The sequence below is a fragment of the Winogradskyella ursingii genome (assembly GCF_013403975.1).
GTDB classification, from domain to species: Bacteria; Bacteroidota; Bacteroidia; order Flavobacteriales; family Flavobacteriaceae; genus Winogradskyella; species Winogradskyella ursingii.
The window spans coordinates 233,202-254,377 of the sequence record NZ_JABFDH010000002.1; the positions used below are offsets into that span (position 1 = coordinate 233,202).

The 21,176-nt window shown below is 35.2% G+C and carries 18 protein-coding genes; 1 reads left to right on the plus strand and 17 read right to left on the minus strand.

Going from position 1 to position 21,176, the window contains the following annotated elements; all coding sequences use genetic code 11:
* Position 1: 1 nt before the first annotated feature.
* The 10 genes from HM983_RS04810 to cyoE form a co-directional block, all read right to left on the minus strand.
* Positions 2-1,246 (minus strand): ABC transporter permease, encoded by a 1,245-nt coding sequence (locus HM983_RS04810; protein ID WP_179344265.1) that lies wholly within the window; start codon positions 1,244-1,246, stop codon positions 2-4.
* On the minus strand, positions 1,239-1,940 hold the full coding sequence (locus HM983_RS04815) for an ABC transporter ATP-binding protein (RefSeq protein WP_179344266.1): 702 nt from the start codon (positions 1,938-1,940) through the stop codon (positions 1,239-1,241). The genes HM983_RS04810 and HM983_RS04815 overlap by 8 nt, the downstream gene beginning before the upstream one ends.
* Positions 1,941-2,065: 125 nt before the next feature.
* Complete coding sequence (locus HM983_RS04820; protein ID WP_179344267.1) at positions 2,066-2,299, minus strand: hypothetical protein; 234 nt, start codon at positions 2,297-2,299, stop codon at positions 2,066-2,068.
* Positions 2,300-2,350: 51 nt separating this feature from the next.
* Positions 2,351-2,896: a DUF420 domain-containing protein gene (locus HM983_RS04825; RefSeq protein ID WP_179344268.1), complete on the minus strand. Its 546-nt coding sequence runs from the start codon at positions 2,894-2,896 to the stop codon at positions 2,351-2,353.
* A 2-nt stretch (positions 2,897-2,898) separates the two neighbouring features.
* Positions 2,899-3,666: an SCO family protein gene (locus HM983_RS04830; protein WP_179344269.1), complete on the minus strand. Its 768-nt coding sequence runs from the start codon at positions 3,664-3,666 to the stop codon at positions 2,899-2,901.
* Entirely contained in the window at positions 3,659-4,378 is a 720-nt protein-coding gene (locus tag HM983_RS04835) for a hypothetical protein (RefSeq protein WP_179344270.1), read from the minus strand. Before HM983_RS04835 ends, HM983_RS04830 begins: the two co-directional genes overlap by 8 nt.
* Before the next feature lie 67 nt (positions 4,379-4,445).
* Positions 4,446-4,892 carry a cytochrome C oxidase subunit IV family protein gene (locus HM983_RS04840; RefSeq protein WP_179344271.1) on the minus strand — a complete coding sequence of 149 codons (447 nt, stop codon included), beginning with the start codon at positions 4,890-4,892 and terminating at the stop codon, positions 4,446-4,448.
* 20 nt (positions 4,893-4,912) lie between these two features.
* Positions 4,913-5,914 (minus strand): cytochrome c oxidase subunit 3, encoded by a 1,002-nt coding sequence (locus HM983_RS04845; protein WP_179344272.1) that lies wholly within the window; start codon positions 5,912-5,914, stop codon positions 4,913-4,915.
* A 136-nt stretch (positions 5,915-6,050) separates the two neighbouring features.
* Complete coding sequence (locus HM983_RS04850; protein ID WP_179344273.1) at positions 6,051-6,632, minus strand: cytochrome c oxidase subunit 3; 582 nt, start codon at positions 6,630-6,632, stop codon at positions 6,051-6,053.
* A 1-nt stretch (position 6,633) separates the two neighbouring features.
* Positions 6,634-7,527: a heme o synthase gene (gene cyoE / locus HM983_RS04855; RefSeq protein WP_179344274.1), complete on the minus strand. Its 894-nt coding sequence runs from the start codon at positions 7,525-7,527 to the stop codon at positions 6,634-6,636.
* Between the two features lie 151 nt (positions 7,528-7,678).
* Here cyoE and HM983_RS04860 point away from each other — a divergent pair, with 151 nt between their 5' ends.
* The gene (locus HM983_RS04860) at positions 7,679-8,563 is read left to right on the plus strand and encodes an MBL fold metallo-hydrolase (RefSeq protein ID WP_179344275.1); all 885 of its coding nucleotides are present in this window, start codon (positions 7,679-7,681) and stop codon (positions 8,561-8,563) included.
* 7 nt (positions 8,564-8,570) lie between these two features.
* Here HM983_RS04860 and HM983_RS04865 read toward each other — a convergent pair whose 3' ends face one another.
* From HM983_RS04865 to ruvA, 7 genes are all read right to left on the minus strand, one after another.
* Positions 8,571-10,676 carry an energy transducer TonB gene (locus HM983_RS04865; RefSeq protein WP_179344276.1) on the minus strand — a complete coding sequence of 702 codons (2,106 nt, stop codon included), beginning with the start codon at positions 10,674-10,676 and terminating at the stop codon, positions 8,571-8,573.
* Positions 10,677-10,797: 121 nt separating this feature from the next.
* Positions 10,798-11,598 carry an energy transducer TonB gene (locus HM983_RS04870; RefSeq protein ID WP_179344277.1) on the minus strand — a complete coding sequence of 267 codons (801 nt, stop codon included), beginning with the start codon at positions 11,596-11,598 and terminating at the stop codon, positions 10,798-10,800.
* A gap of 116 nt (positions 11,599-11,714) precedes the next feature.
* Positions 11,715-12,443 (minus strand): energy transducer TonB, encoded by a 729-nt coding sequence (locus HM983_RS04875; RefSeq protein WP_179344278.1) that lies wholly within the window; start codon positions 12,441-12,443, stop codon positions 11,715-11,717.
* Between the two features lie 65 nt (positions 12,444-12,508).
* Positions 12,509-12,871, minus strand: a complete 363-nt coding sequence (locus tag HM983_RS16025; protein ID WP_179344279.1) for a VanZ family protein — start codon at positions 12,869-12,871, stop codon at positions 12,509-12,511.
* Entirely contained in the window at positions 12,864-13,244 is a 381-nt protein-coding gene (gene gcvH, locus HM983_RS04885) for a glycine cleavage system protein GcvH (protein ID WP_179344280.1), read from the minus strand. Before gcvH ends, HM983_RS16025 begins: the two co-directional genes overlap by 8 nt.
* A 59-nt stretch (positions 13,245-13,303) precedes the next feature.
* Entirely contained in the window at positions 13,304-20,581 is a 7,278-nt protein-coding gene (sov, locus tag HM983_RS04890; RefSeq protein ID WP_218841819.1) for a T9SS outer membrane translocon Sov/SprA, read from the minus strand.
* A gap of 5 nt (positions 20,582-20,586) precedes the next feature.
* Complete coding sequence (gene ruvA, locus HM983_RS04895; RefSeq protein WP_179344281.1) at positions 20,587-21,168, minus strand: Holliday junction branch migration protein RuvA; 582 nt, start codon at positions 21,166-21,168, stop codon at positions 20,587-20,589.
* Positions 21,169-21,176 lie beyond the last annotated feature (8 nt).

Sequence of the window (21,176 nt, forward strand, 5' to 3'; positions counted from 1 at the left end):
ATTATTCGTCTCTTAATGCTACAATTGGTTTTATCTTTGCCGCTCTATACGCTGGAAGAAATCCTGCTAAAGCACCTGCAGCAACTAAAATAAAGACTGTGGTTATAGCGGTATTAAAATTAACTTGAGGATGTTTAATAAAAGCGCTATCTACTTGTGGACCTACCAACTCCAATAGCCCCAATCCTGCAATTAAGCCAATTAACCCAGAAAGCATCGTAACAAATACAGCTTCTTGTAAAATCATTCCAATAATAGATAATGGTTCTGCACCTAAGGCTTTCCGAATGCCTATTTCTTTGGTACGCTCTTTTACTATAATTATCATTATGTTCCCTACTCCAACCACACCAGCGATAATGGTCCCTATACCAATAAACCAAAAAACGGCTTTGATGGTATCTATAAGTGAGTATATTTTTTTCGCTTCTTCGAGTGTATTATTTACTCTTATTGCAGCAGTATCATCTGGTGCCACAATATGTTTTTGTTTTAAGTCATTCTCTATGGCCAATGAAAGGTTTTGAGACAGAGCCACAGCTTCATCAAAATTCTCGGACATTTTTACTGTGAAGGACATATCCCTTATATCATCACCACCGTTAAACGCATTTTGAACGGTTGTAATTGGGAGAAAAATACCGCTTTCTTCGCGCTCTCCTCCTGGATCAAAATACACTCCTACAACCTTAAAATTTATACCAAAAATAGAAATACTTTCTCCTATTGGATTTTCGCCTTTAAATAAATCGGATTTAACTTTATTGCCTATAACCGCAACTTTTTTACCTTCTTCAAGATCTGAATTGTTTAAATACCTACCAGTTCCTATGTCTGCATTTTCAATAAACTGATTGTCTGGCATCACCCCTTGAACACGATAATTTCCTGTCTCATTTTTATAGGCTACTTGTCCTCCCCAAATACTGTAGCTTGCAGACCTATATTCTAAAAATTCGTCGTAATTGGAATTGACATTATAGAAATCGGCATCCTTAAGTTGAATGTATCTTCCCGGATTTAAACCTTTGTAACCTTTTGTAGTTCGCCTTGTTCTAACACTAATTTCATTGGTGGCATCTTGCTGGAATTCTGAAGTCACCCCATTTTCGATACCTGAACTAAAACCGAGCAGGATTACCAAAATAAAAATACCCGAAGCCACAGAAAGACCAGTTAAGAAGGTTCTCAACTTGTTCTTACTTAAAGTTTCAAATATTTCTTGCCAACGCTCTAAATTAAACATGTTGATCTGCCCTTACCTGTTCCACTCTACTATCGTCAATGATAATACCGTCCTTAAGATTTACGATACGCTTGGTCATATGAGCTATGTCCTCTTCATGCGTTACCACCAAAATGGTTTTTCCTTCATCATTAATGCCTTGTATAAGTTCCATAACCTCATATGAGGTTTTAGTGTCCAATGCACCTGTGGGTTCATCTGCCAATAGTACCTTTGGCTCACTTGCCAAAGCTCTTGCTATAGCGACTCGTTGTTTCTGTCCTCCGGAAAGTTCACTAGGCAAATGATGCGACCACTCTTTTAACCCTACCTTTTCTAGATAGTGCTCTGCTTTTTCGGTACGTTCTTTTCGAGGAATACCTTTGTAATATAATGGTAGTGCAACGTTATCTGCTGCGGATTTATAATTGATAAGATTGAAAGATTGAAAAATGAATCCCAAAAATTCATTTCTGTATCGTGCTGCAATTTTTTCGTTAAGATTTTTTATTGGAACATTATCAAGAATATATTGTCCCGTATCAGCTTCATCCAACATACCAAGAATGTTGAGTAATGTCGACTTTCCAGAACCTGAAGAACCCATGATTGAAACTAGTTCTCCTTCTTTTACATCAAAATTTATACCCTTAAGAACGTGAAGCGAATTGCTTCCCATATGGTAAGATTTGTGCAAATCCTTAATCTGAATCATAATGCCGTTTGCTTAGTCTTGCAATTTTACTAAAAACCCTATGTTTATTCTGCCAACAAAGTGTTAAGACTTGTTTTGCAAAAACATATTCATTAGACTTCCAAAAACTAGAATTGTTACAGTGATTATTCTGTTTTATTTTGTTTTAGGGTTTTGCTGTATTTTTTGTAGATAAAAAAACCAATCGCAAACACTAAAATGTAGGGAATGGCCATTAGGTAGACAATTCCATCGTTAATACCCTCTGCAGTAGATTGGCCTTCTTCACTTTCTAAAACAGCACGGCACATGGCACATTGGGCACTTGTACTCCATGTGAACAAGATAGAAAAAAGTAAAAAAATGATTTTGTGTTTCATTTCAATATTATTAGACTTGCTAGGTTTTGAAAACCTGCAAAGTCAGAACTGCTATGCATAATATGGCGAAATCATCAGGTACACAATGACTCCGGTAATAGCAACATACAACCACATCGGAAACGTGTATCTCGCTATTTTCTTATGACGTTCAAAATTATTGGTTATTGCTCGCACATAGGTAACAAGCACAAATGGGATAATGACGATAGATAACAATATGTGAGTGATTAATATGAAAAAATACACATATCTTATTGAACCTTCTCCTCCGTATTTTGTCGAATCACTTGTCATATGATAAGCAACGTACATCACTAAAAATGCCACAGAAAGCATTATGGCGAATTTCATTAAACGCTCGTGAAGTTTTCTGTTTTTATTTTTAATTGCTAAAAACGCTGCAATTAAAACTACTGCTGTTAATCCATTTATAGAGGCGTAGATTGGTGGCAAAAATGATAAGGGCTCAACATCAAAGCCAAGCTTTCGTAAATTGACACCAAAAAGTGCTGCTACAGCTAATGGAATGACAACAGATAATACCACAATCCATTTGTTGTATTTCTTTTCTTTATCAATGTTGGTTGAATTCATATTTATTCCTTTAATAGCTTGGCAATATCTTCTTTCAAAATTGTTATTTCTTGTGGAATTCCATCCTCATCAGCACCATCTGCCTCTGCTATAAGTCCGTTATAAAAAATTAATGGGTTACCAAATTTGTCGGTACGTGACCTGATATAACCCTTTTTGTCAATTAAGGCAAAGTTACCCGAATGCTCAAACCCTCCTTCCACACTTGGGTCTTGTGCGGTGTAAAGATTAAATCCTTCATTTGCCAATTTATAGATCGCTTCTTCATCTCCTGTTAAAAAATTCCAGTTAGGGTTAGTTACTTTATAATTCTCCGCATAAGTTTTTAGAACTTCTGGTGTATCTACTTTTGGGTTAATAGTGAATGACGCCACACCAAAGTCTTCAAAATTTTTAAATTCATTTTGTACCTCGACTAAATTTCTATTCATTATGGGACAAATAGTCGGACATGTAGTAAAAAAGAATTCTACAACGTACACTTTGCCTAAATAATCTTCATTGGTGATGGTTTTACCATTCTGGTTTGTAAAACTGAAGTTAGGAACCTGCTTTGGTTTTCCGTTAATTTCTAAATAAGCTAAGTCGCTTTTTGAAGAAGCGTTCTCAGTTACGCTTCCTTCTATTGTAATATCACCACTTCTACTTTCGTGATCTCTTGTAATATCATTGTCACTGACGCGATCAATGATTTTTGGAATAAATATGATTCCAAAAACTAAAATCACCGTTGCAATGCCTATATAAGAATAATTTGTCTTTTTACTCATTACTTTCTTTTAAATCATTAGCGCGTCTTGTGTTGGAATCGTCAAATTTACCTTTACGTTTTTGACGGTATTCGGTGAACAAAATACGCATATCGTCGCTCATTTTATTTTTAATGTCATCTACCTGTATGGTGTTGTATGAATATAAACCGAACGCTGGTTTATTCGCTTCAACCTCCTTTTTCTCTCTACCGTCAATTCTACCTCTTTGGTTTAAATCTTTGTCGATTATAAACACATTTTCTGAAGCTAAATTACTGTTTAGTTGTTGTTGGGACTTCAAGCTAGCATAAAGTTCTACTATCTGTTCTTCACTGCCATAGACATAATGCCAAAATTTTAAATCTTCGTATGTATTGACTTCTGATTTTAATTTTTTCACTTCTTCTTCTGTCCCTTTAGGAATAACAATTACAATTTGAAATTTCTTAAAACCCTTAAACTTATCATAGACCAATTCCTTGAGATTGGATGCCGCAATAACATTTTGCAGTGGGTTCTTACCCAAAAACCCTAATACAGTGATGTGATCCTTAAACATAATGTCTTCTTCATCTTCCGAATCAAATTCCTTAATATCTAAAACATCTTCGTAGACAATATTTAAGGGCTCGTAATTATGTTTTGCAGGATAGAGCATCAACAAAAAAGCGACTGGCAGAAAGAATAAAATACCCAGTACTATGTTTCGTTTTTTCTTGTTTTGTTGCATAATGCAAAAATAAAAAAGGTGGTTTAGAAAAACCACCTTTTATTATCATTTAACTTAAAATTCAAGTTTAAAAATCTTTTTTAATAAGTGCGTCTTCACCATTGTAAACTTCAAACACATAACCACCTTCCTGTAGCAGGATAAAGATCAAATAACAAATTAAAAATACTGCCGTCCATACCACCATACGTCTTAAACTTGCTTTTTCATCTCGCATGTGCATAAAGTCCCATGTGATGTAGTATGCTTTTACGATGGTTAAAAGGATAAAGATGAGGTTTAAGCTCTTCATGTAAATCACTGGTGAAAACAGAATATTGCCCAATGTTGCAAAAAAACCACCTTCAAAAGGCGTCATTAATGGTGTCATTAAACTTTCTGGTTTGTAGATACCCAATACAACTTCAATCGCTGTGACAATAGTCAAAAAAATCAATACACCCCAAATTTTCTGTGTATTGGATTTAAATTTTACCGTCCCTCTAAAAATTTCTAATTTATGTTCGTGTGCCATAATGTAATCTTAATATCGTTTTAAACTAGGTAGAAGAATGTAAATACAAATACCCAAACCAAATCTACAAAGTGCCAGTAAAGTCCAACTTTTTCCACCATTTCGTAGCTACCCCTTCTCTCGTAGGTTCCTAGAATCACATTGAAAAATATAATAATATTAATTATTACGCCTGATAATACGTGAAAACCATGGAAACCTGTAATAAAGAAAAAGAAATCTGCAAAAAGTGATGTACCGTATTCGTTAACCTGAAGGTTGGCACCTTTAACCACCAATTGACCATTTTTCTCAATCTGTCTTAAAGATTCTTCTCTAGAGAGTACTGTTTTCTGACCTTCCTCATTGATAATTTGCGACCGCACAAGGATATTTTCATTAGCAGCCAATCCTTGGTAAATTTCATTTACTGTATAATCTGGAAGAGTGCCCTCTTCTCTAAACCATAATCCATTTTTACGTTCGTGTTCTACTCGAGCATCTGGGATTGAGACCGCAAAATCATCGATTGAAATTCGCTTAAATTTCTCTTGGCCATCAACAGTTACATATTCACCAAATTGAAGGATGTTTCCACCTTTGGTTTGTACTGCTCCATAATCTCCCTGTATAAACGTAGCCCATTCCCAAGCTTGTGAACCCACAAAAATAGCACCACCGATAATGGTCAAGAACATATAAAATGTAACTTTAGCTTTATTCATGTGGTGACCAGCATCTACCGCCAAAACCATAGTTACAGACGACATGATAAGAATAAAAGTCATGAATGCCACATAGATCATTGGTAATTCTTGACCGTGCAAAAACGGAACGTGCGTAAACACTTCATCTGCAATTGGCCACTCGTTTATAAATTTAAATCTCGAAAAACCATAAGCCGCCAAGAAACCTGAAAATGTCAATGCATCCGATACAATGAAAAACCACATCATCAATTTACCATAACTTGAACCTAAAGGCCTATTGCCTCCACCCCAAGTTTTTCCTTCTGTACCAGTACTAACTACTGTAGAATCCATAGAATTTATTTAGAATTGTAAGATTGGACAAAAATAATCATTTTATTTATCTAAAGAAACATCAATCTTTAAATTTTGAAACTCATTAATCACGTGAGCTTCGAAACGTTTTAACACATTGAAAAATCATCTTGTTTTACTTAAAAAAGTAAAGGAAGAAAAACAGGTAAATCCACAGTATATCAACGAAATGCCAGAAATTGGCTGCCAATTCAAAACCAAGCATGTTTGTTGCATTATACTTTTGTTTAAAATGGTTATAAATTACCACCAAAAGACAAACGAGTCCTACAACAACGTGAGCAATATGTACAGCTGCTATTAAAAAAACATAAGACATAGTAATATTGCTGGTTGGTCCGGTAAAATTGTACCCTGCTGAAATGATTTCATCAAAACCAATAAACTGGTTATAAATAAAAGCTATTCCCAACCCAAAAGTGACAAGCAACATAGTCGTAACCACTTTTCTATTGTTCTGTTTTAGTGCGCGCTTTGCCAAAATTAAGGTTACACTACTCAACAAAATAACACCTACGCTGATAAAGAACGCATTAGGTAAATCAAAATTTGTTAACCAGTCTTCACGCGTACTACTCACAATAAATGCACTCGTCCATGCCGCGAAAGACATAATTAAAGAAATGATCCCGAACCAAAGCATCATCTTTTTGGACCTGGCTCTTTTTTCTTCTGGTGTTCCTTGTGTTAAATCCATTTTATCTTAAAAATTTATCTGCAACATATATTATTTGAAGCATGGTAATATAAAATACGCTCGAAAGCATCAATTGCTTTGCAACTTCCACTGTGCGTTTGGTAAACAATTTAAAAGCGTAAAAAAGCATTACCAATCCTAAAAGAAAAACCAAAATTGCACCAAAAATGGACAATTTTAAATCTCCCGTAAATCCAAAGACAGGAATTATTGAGGCAATAATTGTCCATACCGTATACATAATAATCTGTACTGCCGTTCCTTTATCTGGCTTTCCTGTTGGCAACATAAAGAAACCTCCTTTTTTATAATCCTCGTGCAAAAACCAGCCTATAGACCAAAAATGAGGAAACTGCCAAAAAAACTGAATGGCAAACAAGGTGCCTGGCTCAATCCCAAAATCATTACGCGCAGCCACCCAACCCAGCATAAAAGGAATTGCTCCTGGCAACGCACCCACAAAAACTGCCAATGGTGTTTTTGTTTTTAAAGGTGTGTAAACACAAGTATATAAAAAGATTGATATCGCGCCATACATGGCAGTTCTCGGGTTGATGATATATAACGTTATTAAACCCAAAATCGTAAATAGAGTTGCTATAACAAAAGCTGTATTCACGGACATTCTACCCGCAGGTATTGGTCTGTTTTTGGTTCTATCCATCAACGCATCCAAATCGCGTTCAATAATCTGATTGTAGGCGTTAGAAGCCCCTACCATAAAATAACCACCAATGGTCAGTAAAAAAAGCGTAAAAAAGTCGATTGTCTCAGCACCAAGGACATATCCAGCAATGGAAGAAAACACAACACTAATGGACAATCCCATTTTAGTGATTTCTTTAAAATCCGAGACTGCAGAATGTGTTGATATCGAAGATTTTGTAGTACTCAAAAGTGCTGCTTTTAGTTCTTTTCTTAGCGAGTGCAAAGATAACTTGAAATTTGATTACGAGCAACGTAAAATCATAGTTTTAACTTAAACCAAAATCTTCAGGTAAGTTTCCTTATTTTTATATGACAATACATTCCTAATTTATTGAAATATGAAATCTATTTTTAAGCTCTCAGTTTTATTTTTTCTACTAACACTAACTATCGATGCCCAAGGTCGTTTTAACGATGTGCAAATTGAAATCACAAAACTGACCGACCATACTTATATGTTAGAAGGTGCTGGAGGCAATATTGGTGTTTCTGTTGGAGATGACGGCGTGTTTGTGATTGATAATCAGTTTGCACCACTTTCAAATTTAATCTTATCGGCGATTGAGGGACTTAGCGATAAACCACTTAAATTTTTGGTCAACACGCATTTTCATGGCGACCATACTGGTGGGAACGAAAATATGGCTAATGAAGGAGCCACTATTATTGCACATAACAATGTTGCAAAACGACTTAAAGAACCTCAACGAGATGGAATTTCGACACCTAAAGCAGCAATGCCTGTTATAACTTTTAACGATAAATTAAACATATCTATCAACGGTGAAGATGTCGCAGTTTTCCACGTTGCTAATGCCCATACCGATGGAGACTCACTTTTATATTTTACCGAGAGTAATGTGTTGCACACCGGAGATACATATTTTAATGGACGCTATCCCTACATTGATTTAAATTCAGGCGGAAGTGTGGATGGTTATATTGAAGCTGTAAAACATGGCTTAATGGTGATTGATGATGAAACAAAAATCATTCCTGGACATGGAAAATTATCCAATAGGGAGGAATATAAAAACTTTTTGACCATGTTGGTAACATTAAGGAATAATATTCAAGCTGCGATTGATGCAGGGAAAACTGAAGAAGAAATCAAAGCAGATAGAAGCTTAACCAAAACTTACGACGATATGGACTATGGAAGTGGATTTATTAATAGCGAAAGAATCCGCTCAACTTTTTATAATAGTTTAAGGGAAAAATAATTCAAACTTAAAAATCATTATACCAGTTGAATAAATCAGTTCTCAATCCGACACTAAACCAAAACGTATTAGATCTCACTGTTGTTGGTGTGACAGCTTCAGGATTAAAGTCTCTGTAAATTATATTGGTGAACAATCTAAGATTAGTTGCTGGATTAACGATGTAGCCTGCCTGTAATTCGGTCATAAAACTATTTGTTTTGTTACCTTGTCCAATGACAATACCTGTATCTGCTACACGATTATTTTCATTAGAATAGATATCACCTCCATAAGCGAAATTATCTTCAGCCGTGTTAAAATCAAAACCACGCTGTCCCACAATCATTTTTGCATCTGCAAACCATCGCTTATAATTATAGCGACCAATCAATACTAATTCTCGGAAATTAGCTCCCCACAGGTGTGCCATTGGTTGATTAAAATGAGCGTAATTTAAGACTTCGGTATTGTGTGAATAGGTGTAAGGACGCACTTGGTTGTACTCTGCCTGTAGTAATAAATTATCAACTTTAAAGGCGTTGAAATACTTTGCACCTAATTGAAAACCTAATTTATTTTTCCAACTTTTTTCCCCACCTGTAATATCGCCAAGAGAAAATTCATCTATTAAAAATTGTCCGTAGATATTCACATTATTGTTCCATTTGTACTTAGAAGACAAACCAATAATAGCATTGCCTGAACCTTGACCTGTATTAAATTCTATGGCTCTAAAAAATATAATAGGGTTGAGGTAGTTAACATCAAAACCCCTATCATTTGTGTTGGACCACATCACGGCTTCAAAAAAACCAATATTAAGGCGTTTAGACACATTCCAACTCAAATAATGGTTGGCCATATATTTGGTAAAAAAAGCTTTATCTTCTACAAATTCTGGCCTTACATCTTTAAGCCACATCCATGTACTGGTATATTTTATTTTCCAGAAACTGGTGTTTAGTTTTAAAAAAGGATACGGACTTGAAACATCGCTCTGCAATAGTGAGCGGTAACCATCTCCGATAAAATTTTTGCCATGACCAAACTGAATATTTAAAAAATCTGCTGGTGTATAAGATAAATAAGCCTCTGCCACAGGATAATCGTAAGCATCTTCCTTAAAACGCTTCCCTATACCTCTTCCTGGAATTACCGCTGGATCTGGTCCAAAGGCTTTTAAACTTTCAGCATATCGATTAAAATAATCTGCAAAACGCCCTTGACTTTCATAAATGGAAGTGGTTAAATTAAAACGTTTTCCTAAACCTGCTTGTATAAAAACACCTCTTGTATTATTAAAGGTTGTGCTAAAATCGGCTTCAGTGTCCTTACCAACCTGCAAATCAAAAATAGGATCTACAGTAAACCAATAGTCCTTTCCTTGAACCTCAAAAAGTCTTTCGTTATAGAGTTTTCTACCTATCCAAGAATCGGTTTCTTTTTTTAAACTCTCATGTTCTCCTTTTATATCGTAATATTTAGAAACATCACTATATATAAAGGGCTTTGCCGCGGTATGACTATTGGTTCCAAGCACATTCATTTCGTAATCAAACCGCGCGTAATAAGAATGAGTAAACGGTACATTTAACTGACTCGTATATTCTAATTTTTGGTAAGGTTGAAGCTCATCATTGATCTTATCAAATTCATTAGATAAGGTAGCGTTTAAAATGTCTGTCTCAGATAATTGCTTTTCTTGCTGCTTCGCTGATTCCAATTTTGGTTGCTTTAAAGGAATTGCTATGTTGATACTATATTGAACGAATGTTGGTTTTCCATTGTAGGTGGCTGGTTGCACTTTTGGAAGCTGAGTAAATATTCTTTTGGTTTCTTCCTTTAATTCTTCATAAATGGCATCAACGTAAATGACATTAAATTCACCTTCACTATTTACTTCAAACAATACTTGAATATCTCCACTATAAGACTCCTCTTTTACATTATCAGGTATTTGAAAATTTTCGGAAATAAAATTATTTAGTCTAAAATTGAAGCATGATTTAAGCTGCTCTAGAGGTTTTGATTCACAAGCTTCGAATACAGGCGGTTTTTCGTATGTAGAAATGGTTTGTGCATCTATCTTTAAAACTATAAGAAGAAAAAGCAGAACCAAAATACGTGTCATCAAAAACTAAATTTTATGGTTGAAAGATACTTATTTTTTTGTGACCACTAAACACAAAAAAACCGCTATTGCAGTAATAACGGTTTTAGTTTTGATATAGTCTTTTAATGACTCTACTTGTTTAATTATTCACTTGAAAAACAATAGGCAGAGTATAAACTACTCCTACCGGTACATTACGCTGTAATCCAGGTTCCATTCTTGGAATTTTATTAATCACTCGATCAGCTTCCCTTTTTAATGCTGGATGAGGAGCCCTTATTTTTATATCTATAACATTTCCTGTTTTATCAATCGTGAATTGTGTAGAAATACGTTGTTTTCCTGTCAAGCCGTAATCCGCTGCTAAGTTGCCATTAAACTTATTGCCCACAAGTTTTGCGATTTTATCAGACATGCACTGCATACGGTCACTATTGGTTGTGTACTTTTCGCACCCAGGGTAGACTGGTACTTTCTCTATTCTTTCAAAAGGAACTAAATCCATAGGATCCACATCGTTGGGCTCTACCGGGATATCATCAATTCCAATCGATTTAAATTCGGGTTGCTTTTCCTCTGGAGTTACAAGCGCTGTTTCAATTGGTTCTCTAGTATCATCAACAACCTTCAAATCATCAAGAACCTCTTGACTCCTTTCGTTTTTTGACTCTTGTTTTTCTGGTTGTTTTACTTCAACCGCAAAAGGTTTAACATAATCTACCTTAATCACATTATCAATGGGCTCTGATTGAGCGAGACTTAGTTTGTGCTCTTTAAACTGCATTTCAAATAGCGCATAGGTTCCCAATAAACAAAGAATTAAACCGATCTGAAAATACAGGCTGGAGTTTTTTTGTAAATTTGCATCATGCTTTTGTGATTTTTTTACTTCGGGAGTGCTCTGACCAGCAATACCGAAATTCTTTTTAGAATTTTTCATAATACTTATTGTTTAAATGTTAATATTATGATAAAATCACAATAAGCATACCAAAACGAAAATCCCGTCCAATTAATTTTGAACGGGATTTTTATATGTAGTAAAACTTACTTTATTTAGTCTTGTACTGCAAACACTATTGGTAAAGAATAAGGTACAATTACTGACTTACCTCTTTGCTTTCCAGGTTTCATTTTAGGCAACAATCCGATAACTCGTTTTGCTTCCTTTTCTAAGCCAGGATGTGGTCCACGTGCACCTACACCAACAATATTTCCGGTTTTATCAATTTTAAAAGAAACGAAAATACGTTGTCTTCCTGCTGGTAAACCTAAATCACTTGCTAATTCTGTGTTGAATTTTCTGTTTACGAACTGTGAAACTTTATCAGACATACACTTTTTCTTAGCGTTATTGCCTTTTTCATTTTCACAACCTGGGAAAACAGGTACGTTTTCAATTACTGAGAATGGAACCTCTATATCTTCTTCTACCTCTTCAACCTCAACCTCTTCAACTTCAACAATTTCTGTTTCCATCTCGGTTTCTGTCGATTCAATAACAGTTTCCTCAACTTCCACTTCGTCCTCAACAACTTCGATAATTTCCGGAGCTGGTGGTGGCGGTGGCGGTGGTGGCGGAGGGGTTATAATTTGTTCAGTAATTGGCACTTCTTCATCTAACTCATCATCTAAGTTTAGAGAATCAAGCGCTATATCACTTTTATCATATGTCTTATAATTAATAGACATATACGTAATCGCCAACATTAAGGCCAGACCAACAGCAAAATAGATAGAGCTGTTACGGCTTACGTCTGAATTTGGATTCTTTTTAGGTTCCATAGTTCTTAATTTATTATAACATTGCTAATTTAACTAATAATATGTATAAAATGCAAGGCTTTGATTTATTTTAACTTAAATACATTTAATCTAAATGCAATTAGTGTGCCAAGTATTGCGCCAATGCAATTTGCCACTATATCATATACATCATATGTTCTATTAGGATTGAGCACATGCTGTAGAGTTTCTATGATAAAACCAAAAATGACTATAGTTATAAAAACTATAAGCAATTCACGAGTTTTTTTGGAATCTTTAAAATAAGTAATCCATAAAAATGCCAACCCTAAATAAGCAACGATGTGATATATTTTATCATCAAAATCAGATCCAAAATTTGGTAGATTATATAGATTGATGAAACTAACTATTACTAGTGCAATAGTGTATACTATTGAGACTAGTAATAATGCTTTTTTAACCACTGATTAAAGCTTTGTAATCTTCGGCTGTAAGTAAATCATCAACTTGAGAACTGTCGGAAAATTTGAGTTTTATCATCCAACCCTCGCCATATGGATCGGAATTCACCTTCTCTGGTTCGTCTTCAAGAGCTTCATTAAACTCAATGATTTCTCCAGATAGAGGCAAGTATAGATCTGACACTGTCTTAACGGCTTCAACTGTACCAAAAACTTCTTCAATATCTAAAGTTTCATCTACTGTTTCTACTTCTACGTAAACAATATCACCTAATTCGCCTTGTGCAAAATCTGTGATGCCTACTGTTGCAGTATCGCCATCGATCTTAATCCATTCGTGGTCTTTGGTGTACTTTAATTCTGATGGTATGTTCATCTTAAACGTTGTAAATAATTAGAAAACAAATGTAATTTTTTAATTTTTGGTTTTCAAAATTAATTACCAAAATTATACCTCAAAGTAATTCCCGATCTTAATGAGGTTTGTGGGAAGGACGTAGAAATAGCAAAATCAGAGAAGGTATAATCAAAATAAAAAATGGCTGTAAGATTTTTACTAAATGCATAATCCGCACCATATTTAAGTCCCCAAATTGTTTGGCCCGCTGTAACTTGATTATTCTCTAGGTCCAAATATCTTATTATAGTTTCGTTATCCCTAACTGACACATCCAATCGCATGTTTAGATCACTTTTAATAATTTGTCTAGCACCTGCTAATTGGGATCGAATTCTAACGTCCTTAAAACGATAACCTAAACCAAGGGTGTATTCTTCCCCTTTTATCTCCGTCATCAAATTGTTGTCAAAACTTAAAGAGAGTAATCGATCCTTCTTAATTTCTGCGAGTACTTTTAGCGAATTTTTTAATTCAAATTCTAACTTAACCAATGGGCTAAATTGCTCTTCTAAGTTTATATTACTGAACAATGTTCTACTTTTAAAATCGCCTGCCTGATTTAAGGCATCTGCATTTTGAGCTGAATCATAATCATCCGTTGGATCACCTTCAACAAAATCTAAGTTAGTTCTAAACTGGTTAATGGTGTATCGCGATCTATAACCATGTTGAACAGAGAAACGCCTAAAGGTTTTCTTGAACCAAGGAATTTTCATTAACCCTGTATATTTTATGGTCCAATTAGGAATTGGAACATCTCTAAATGCGCCTGTACTTACCTTATCTGGATTTGATCCTTGATAAGCCGATAAGAACGCTGGTAAAAGCACACGTTGACTATTTCTGCTAAATCCTTCTGGGTAACCATCCTCATCTCTATCAAACGGAAGGTTGCCATAATAATCCCTTGCCAATCTATTTGCTATGACCAATCTATTGGCTCTAAAATCATCAAATGTTGCCGACTCGTTTTCATTACTCTGAGAAAAAGCTGTTTTTATGAGAGCTGTTGAAATATTAAAGTTGCCGAAAGAATTGGTGATTAAATCTTCATACTCATCACTTAATCCATCACCATCTAAATCGTTGGCTCTAAATGTTTCTGAGGTCGTTTCTGAGTAAGTTCTATTACCGATTAAATTAATTTTTAAATCTTGCATTGGTTCGACCTCTGCCGAATAATCCAATGTGGTATTAGTATTATTTGTGTACTGTTGATTAAAGTTCTGGAACGTTGTAAGCCAGCCATTTTCTGCTGTCAATTCCCTAATATCTCTTTGGCTACCAAACGTATAACCCAAAGTTGGCCTCAACGTACCAACAAAACCAGGTGTAGGCAAATATCCTGGCAAGTACGTACCATTGGTTTCAGTATAACCAAATTGTATTCTCTTAACCATAGTAACAATATCTACAACCGTATTATATGCTTTTTTGCCTGTACTTGATTTGTTAGGGTCGTTTTGCTGTCCATTATCTGTGCTCGGAGTATTTGGTGTTGGAGCTCTTCTGGTTGTATTTCTCCTGCTGTTTCTCTGGTCTCCTTTTCTGGTCAAACCTATCGATTTGTAAAAGGTTTCCATATTAAGGGTTGTGTTAATATTATGTGTGTTTGAATTTTGAATCGCGTTACCTAAATTGAAAGAATTAAAAGTTCCTGGATTGTTTGGATCCTCCAACAATAAACCATCATTTAAATCCGAACCTTTTTGCCATTGAAACATCCCATTGTATGCATAAGTTGTTCTTAAAAAATTAAGAGCAGGAATTTTATACAATGGTAATTCATAATTCACCTGGATCTGTTGTGTCTGAAAATTTGGATCACCAAAATCAAAAAAACCATCCCAAACATCTAGATCTGGATCTTGCCTGCCATTTATACGGTCGTCCACAAAATAGTTACGGACAATATTAGTGTTAGCCGCGGTAAAGTTGAGACTTAAGGCATCAGTAATATTGTAATTTATAACATATTGAAAATCAAAAGTATAATTTCTTCTAAACAGTTCCTCTATTCCTATATTATTACCACCCAATTCTACTTCTCTAAATTTCTGTTTACTGAATTGCCTATTGATATCCGTATTTACAGAGAAGCTAGTTGGCAAGAGATTCAAATTGAAATCCTTCAAAATTTTTGCATACTTTCCTGTAAACAATGAATCGTTTTCCTTAAAAGGCTCAATACGAATAGGATTAAAAGCATAATTGTAATTAACACCAGCCCTTATTCTTTGATCTAATGCATTTTCAATTTCAAAATCGCGATGTTCTACTTTATTATAAGAATAGTTAAAAGTTAAATTTTCTACATCGTAGAATCGTTTTTCAGCTTCACCGGTTCTTTGTTTTTTTACCCCAATAAAATTGATACTTTTTCGTTTGGTATAATTTTCATTTACCTTAAGAATAGAATCTCTGTTAGTGGTATTTTCTAACTGGGTCTCTAATTCTATATCACGATAAAACTCGTCGAATTGAGGTGTAATAACTTCTTCACTCTGAGAATAATTAAACGGTAGCTGAATGCCCCATTTTTTCGGTAACAACTGTCCCAATTGCACATTAGTAACTACATCATAAGCTTTTAAGTCTTCACGACTTCTTTGGTTTGGTGATTGCTCAATGCCACCAAAACCAATAGTGCTTTGTTGACCAGAAGCACTGACATCCGCAAAATCCGCAATGTTAGTATCCATACTTAAAATGGCCGCCCAACCACCTTCATTATCTAACTCAGACATTCGTAATTCGTTAAACCAGACTTCACCACAAGCGGTTCTGTTCATAGCAGATGAACCAGAATTCTTTACACCAACCATTAACACCCTTATTTCACCAAAATTCGGATTACCTTTAATACCAATACGTTGTTGCCTAGGACTTGTATTTATATCTGCAAAAGGGGTATCTGGGTCAGTTAGCGGAACGTCTATTAACTCACCACCAATCACATTATAATAAGTTGGGTCTAATCCTGTTAACGATCCATCGGCAATACCTCTTGATTTAATTTGCTGAAGATATTCCAGTGGAATTTCTATTTCATTTTCTAATGGCCAAACTTCTCTTGGCGTGGAAGTAGAATTAGCAATAGACTCTTTTAACGGGATTTGAATTTCGTAAAAGTTATCAGTGAAATCATTCCCCATTCTTATAAATCCTATTAACTCACCATCATCTAAAGTTTCGCCATCTTGAGCTTCGGCATGTAAAAACATACGTAAGTTTTTGTACTGACGCATATCTACACTCACATACTTAAACACACCTCTGGAATCTGTTGGATCTAGATCACAAACCTGTAACACCAATGATTGCTCATTCTGTCTAATAATATTATTATTATTGTTAAGCTCTTCACGTCTTACACCTGGTGGTATTTCATAATTACCATCATTTTCTTGTACTCCCACGATAGCCACATTGAATTCTGCATCTGCACTGTTGTTAGTTGCATCACTATCTAAATCTTGAGTGAAGCGTCTCCAATCACTTCTAACTAAATCTAAAGTCGCAAAACGCAAAGTCGTATTTTGTGTAAAATCCTGAAGATACATTCTCGCAAAACGTACAGAACGAATATCCGATATACCGCCAATTGCATTGGTTGGTTCGTTAATCGGCAACCTGAATTGGTACCAAACCACATCACGTTCGTCACCGTTTGGCAAAGTCACCGTTTTGGGTTTTATATCATTAATTTGGGGATTATTTATGTTTAAGTTACTTGGTGTAATCTGTACTTCGTACTCAAAATAACTATCAATGGTATTCATTGTGTTATCTCGGTTAATATCCTCTACATCTGGCTGTGTTGTTGAACCTCTATTGGTGTCTGTAAATACATCTGGTGTGTTGCCTTCTTGACCATTATATTTTTTATATCGCTCAAATATATTTCCGTCTGTATTTAAATAGTAAGTGTAATTATCTTTAGCTGGATCTTCAAATCCTGAAAAACCACTTGGAAATTGCATTTGTTCATCCAAATCATCATAACCGTCAAATCCCACGTCTTGATTAGCTCTCTCTTCACCAGTCGTAGCAAACGTGTAAATTAAAGATTGGCTTTGAGGAACTACACCGCCAAAAACAGTTGGATTCAATGATGAAATATCACCATCTTCTGGCAGTCCATTTTCGTATTGTTTTTTACCATCCTTAAGTACATCCTCTGAAATATTACCTAGATTAATGGTCAAGGTTCCACCAGGATTTGTGGGATTATCCAAAAATGGATCTTGCACCCAAAATTCTATGTACTCTACATTAGCCTGTTCAAAGTCGGTAGATGTAATTTGTCTTGTTATACCAGCCCAACTGTTGCCAGGATTTAATGTGTCGTCTGTCGCATTTGGATCAAAATTATATGGTCCTCTTTCAGAAGGGTAGTAACTCAAATCTAAGGTATTGATTACTGAAGTTTGCCCTTGGGCTATATCAAATTGTGGAAAAATTTCATCTATAAAAACCCGTCTCGTATACAGGTTTGAAACATCATCGTCAGATATACCATCTGGTCTTTGATTACTATAAAAAATAGGGTCAATGGTATACCAGTTTAGTAATGCCCTACCATAACCATTTTCTATACCTGTGTCATCGTTTCCTGGAATGCTAGGTGGCAATTCTCTGGGCCTACTTGAAAGTGACCAGGCTAAAGGATTCAATAATTCAATAGAACCTTGAGTTCCTTCAAAATCATCAATATATGCTGTTGCTTCGCCATTAAAATCCGTGCCTTTTGGTGCACCTGGCAAAAGGTAAGCAAATTCACCTCTTACCGAGAGGTTAGAAGGCACGTCCGTATCAATATTCGGTAATTTATTCGCAAGTCGTGTTAAAAACGGAACTTCGGTAGAATAGTTACCGTTAAATCCAAAAATCGTATTATTAATAGGCTCAGAATCGAAGTTGGCTTTTTGTGTTATCGGTCTTTCGTTTAGGTTTAACAATGTTCCTCCTAAAACAAAATTTTCATTAAATTGATGCTCTACATTAATACCAGTAAAACGTCTTGTTTGCTGACCAAACAATGCATTATTTTCAGAAGATACATTAATTGGTGTGTTTGATGCCAGCAATGCTTCATCTAAAATCTCAACTCTTCCCGCAGCGTAATTCACGGTATAATCGATTCCTTCTACCAAAACCTGTCCATTAGCAGTTACACGAATAGATCCTCTTGCTGCATTAAACGGGATTGGGATACCGCCTCCACCACTGCTTTTAAACCTTCCTTTTATTTGAAATTTATTTTTTTCTGCTTCATCTCTTGCCGCAGTTTTAGTGGATTGGTAGAGTAAATCGTAAACGTACTTTTCTTGGTTTGGATTGGTATAAACGTCCTGTTCGTAATCCGAATCGTTATTATTTGGGTTTCCATCATCATCTAAAACATCAAATAGATATCGTCCAAAAGGTTCTGTTTTAGTAAAAATTATTTTACCGTTTTGTGTTATTACGGTGATTCCAGGCACATAATCAAAAAAACCATCGCCTCGTTCTTGTGGATCATTATTAAAGTTTAGACGATCTAAATGAAACAATCTAATTAAAGGTGTTTCCTGAATTTCCGTATCATCACCTGTAAACGGAGTATTATTATCAAATGGCGGAAAGGTTGTACCCTCAACAGGCCTTATATAATTTAACGGTGAAGCTTCTGTATAAAAAATGTTTAATCTAAAATCTTCTCGATCTAATTGAAATGCTCCAGTATCGTAGATGTTCTTCATCATAAGGTCCCAAACAGGTTGCTCAACTGCTGTAACCGCACTCTTTAACATTTTAAGAATTAAACTTTGGTTGTTGATAATTTGATTGCCGTTATCTGCCGTATCAACATCTGTAGCGTCCACACCATCATTAGCAAATTCACCAACTTGAAATACTTCGCCATTAATAGTATATTGAAATGCAACGGCCAAAACTTCATCATTTAATAATCGCTGATTTAATGAGATGTAACCTAATTCTGATTGTAAAAAATAATCACGCCCTTCTTCTAATTTTCTGGCCGCTTCTAGCTTTCCGTAATCGAAACCCTCATTAACAGGAATGTTAACCCCGTTTTCAACTTGGGTGATATCCCTAACCAAATCATTGAGCTGCGAACCTGGATTACCAATATTGGTTGGGTCAAAATCATTATTACTGTTTTTTGGTCGTGCACCAGGATCATTAATAAAACCTGGAGGTAACGGATTTAACCCAATATCCTCAGGCTCCGATTCTCCTAAATCCTGAAATGCCACAACATTACGCACATTTTCCGTTCTATTGCTTCTATTGGTAACCCATACTTCTACTCTTGTGATCTGCAGACCTTGATTATCTATAAACGGGTATTGTAATAATGATTGGTTATAAGTATCCCTAAAATATTGAGCTAAAAAGAAGTGTCTATTTTCATCATAGTCTCTTGCAAAGAATTCAAATTCCTCTAAGGTGCCTCCACCTTCGGCCACCACAGAATTGGATTCTGATTGTTGTTCCGAAAATACTGCTGTAACTCTCGTTTTACCAAATTGTAGCTCGGTCTTTACACCAAATAAACTTTGCGCTCCAGTGATCAGAGAGCTGTTTATCGGCATATTTACATTACCAACCTCAATTTTTCTAACGATATCGTCTTCCGTTGGAGTGTATTCTAATTTTACTAAATTTTGAAAATCAAGTGTTGCTTCTGTATCGTAATTTGCTGTAACTTGAAGTCTTGTACCTACTTTACCCAGCAAACTAAGACTTATTCTCTGATCAAAATCAAAAGTGAAATTAGTTCGGTTTCTAGGAGAAAATGAAGGGTTATCTTGTTTTGAAAATAATACTCCTAAATCTACATCAACTGATCCTTGAGGTATAATATTAATGGTATTACCACCAAAAATCGTTTCAAAAAGTCCTGAATTGACATAAAATTCTGGTAATAAGTTCTTTTGGTCTTCTTCGGTTCCTTCTTTTTGGCCGGCAGCAGCATCTGCCATTCTCTTATAATATTCCTTAAGTTGTTCCTGAAGTACCAGACGCTGAAATTCTTCTGGCGTGAGAATTAATGGGTAATTAATATTAAAATTACCTATTTTCTCAGTATAAATGTAACGGTCTAAAATAGGATCGTAAGTGTATTTTGAAACGATACTATTGGGATTTGGCATTTTAATTTTCCCAAGGGCAAAAGAAGTTTTAGTAGAGTCTTGTTCTGGTTCGTTATCCTGTGCAGTAACGGTAACACTTATTAGCATTACAAACGCCAATATGCACTTAAAATTAATAGATTGTAATAGGTTATAGTTACTGTTATTCAATTGTATTATAAGTTTTTGAGAGCCTCTTTTATTATTTGCTCAACTTGTGCATCAGGTTGTGTTTTTACAATTCTATCAATGGCTTTTTCTGCCAATTTTTTGTTAAAGCCTAAAACTTCTAAAGCAGATAACGCTTCATCCTTACTCGTATTGTTTGCTATTAGAGAAACTTCATCTATACCGTAAACTTTTAACACTTTATCCTTTAAATCTATAATAACTCGTTGGGCTGTTTTTAATCCGATTCCCTTAACGCTTTGTATTAAAGCCACATCTTCGCTCGCAATACCTTCCTTGACCTGTTGTGGTGTTAATGATGACAGCATTGTACGCGCGGTATTGGCACCAATTCCACTAACAGAAATTAGTAACTTAAATATTTCGCGCTCCGTTTTGGACGCAAAGCCATATAGCGTATGAGCATCTTCTCTAACCTGTAAAAAAGTATAAAGTTTTAAATTTTCCTGATCGGGAATTTGAGAAAACGTATGAAGCGAAATATTAACAAAGTAGCCGACACCGTTACAATCTAAAACAACATCAGTCGGGTTTTTCTCAACCAATTTCCCCTCTAAGTGTGTAATCATTTATGTTA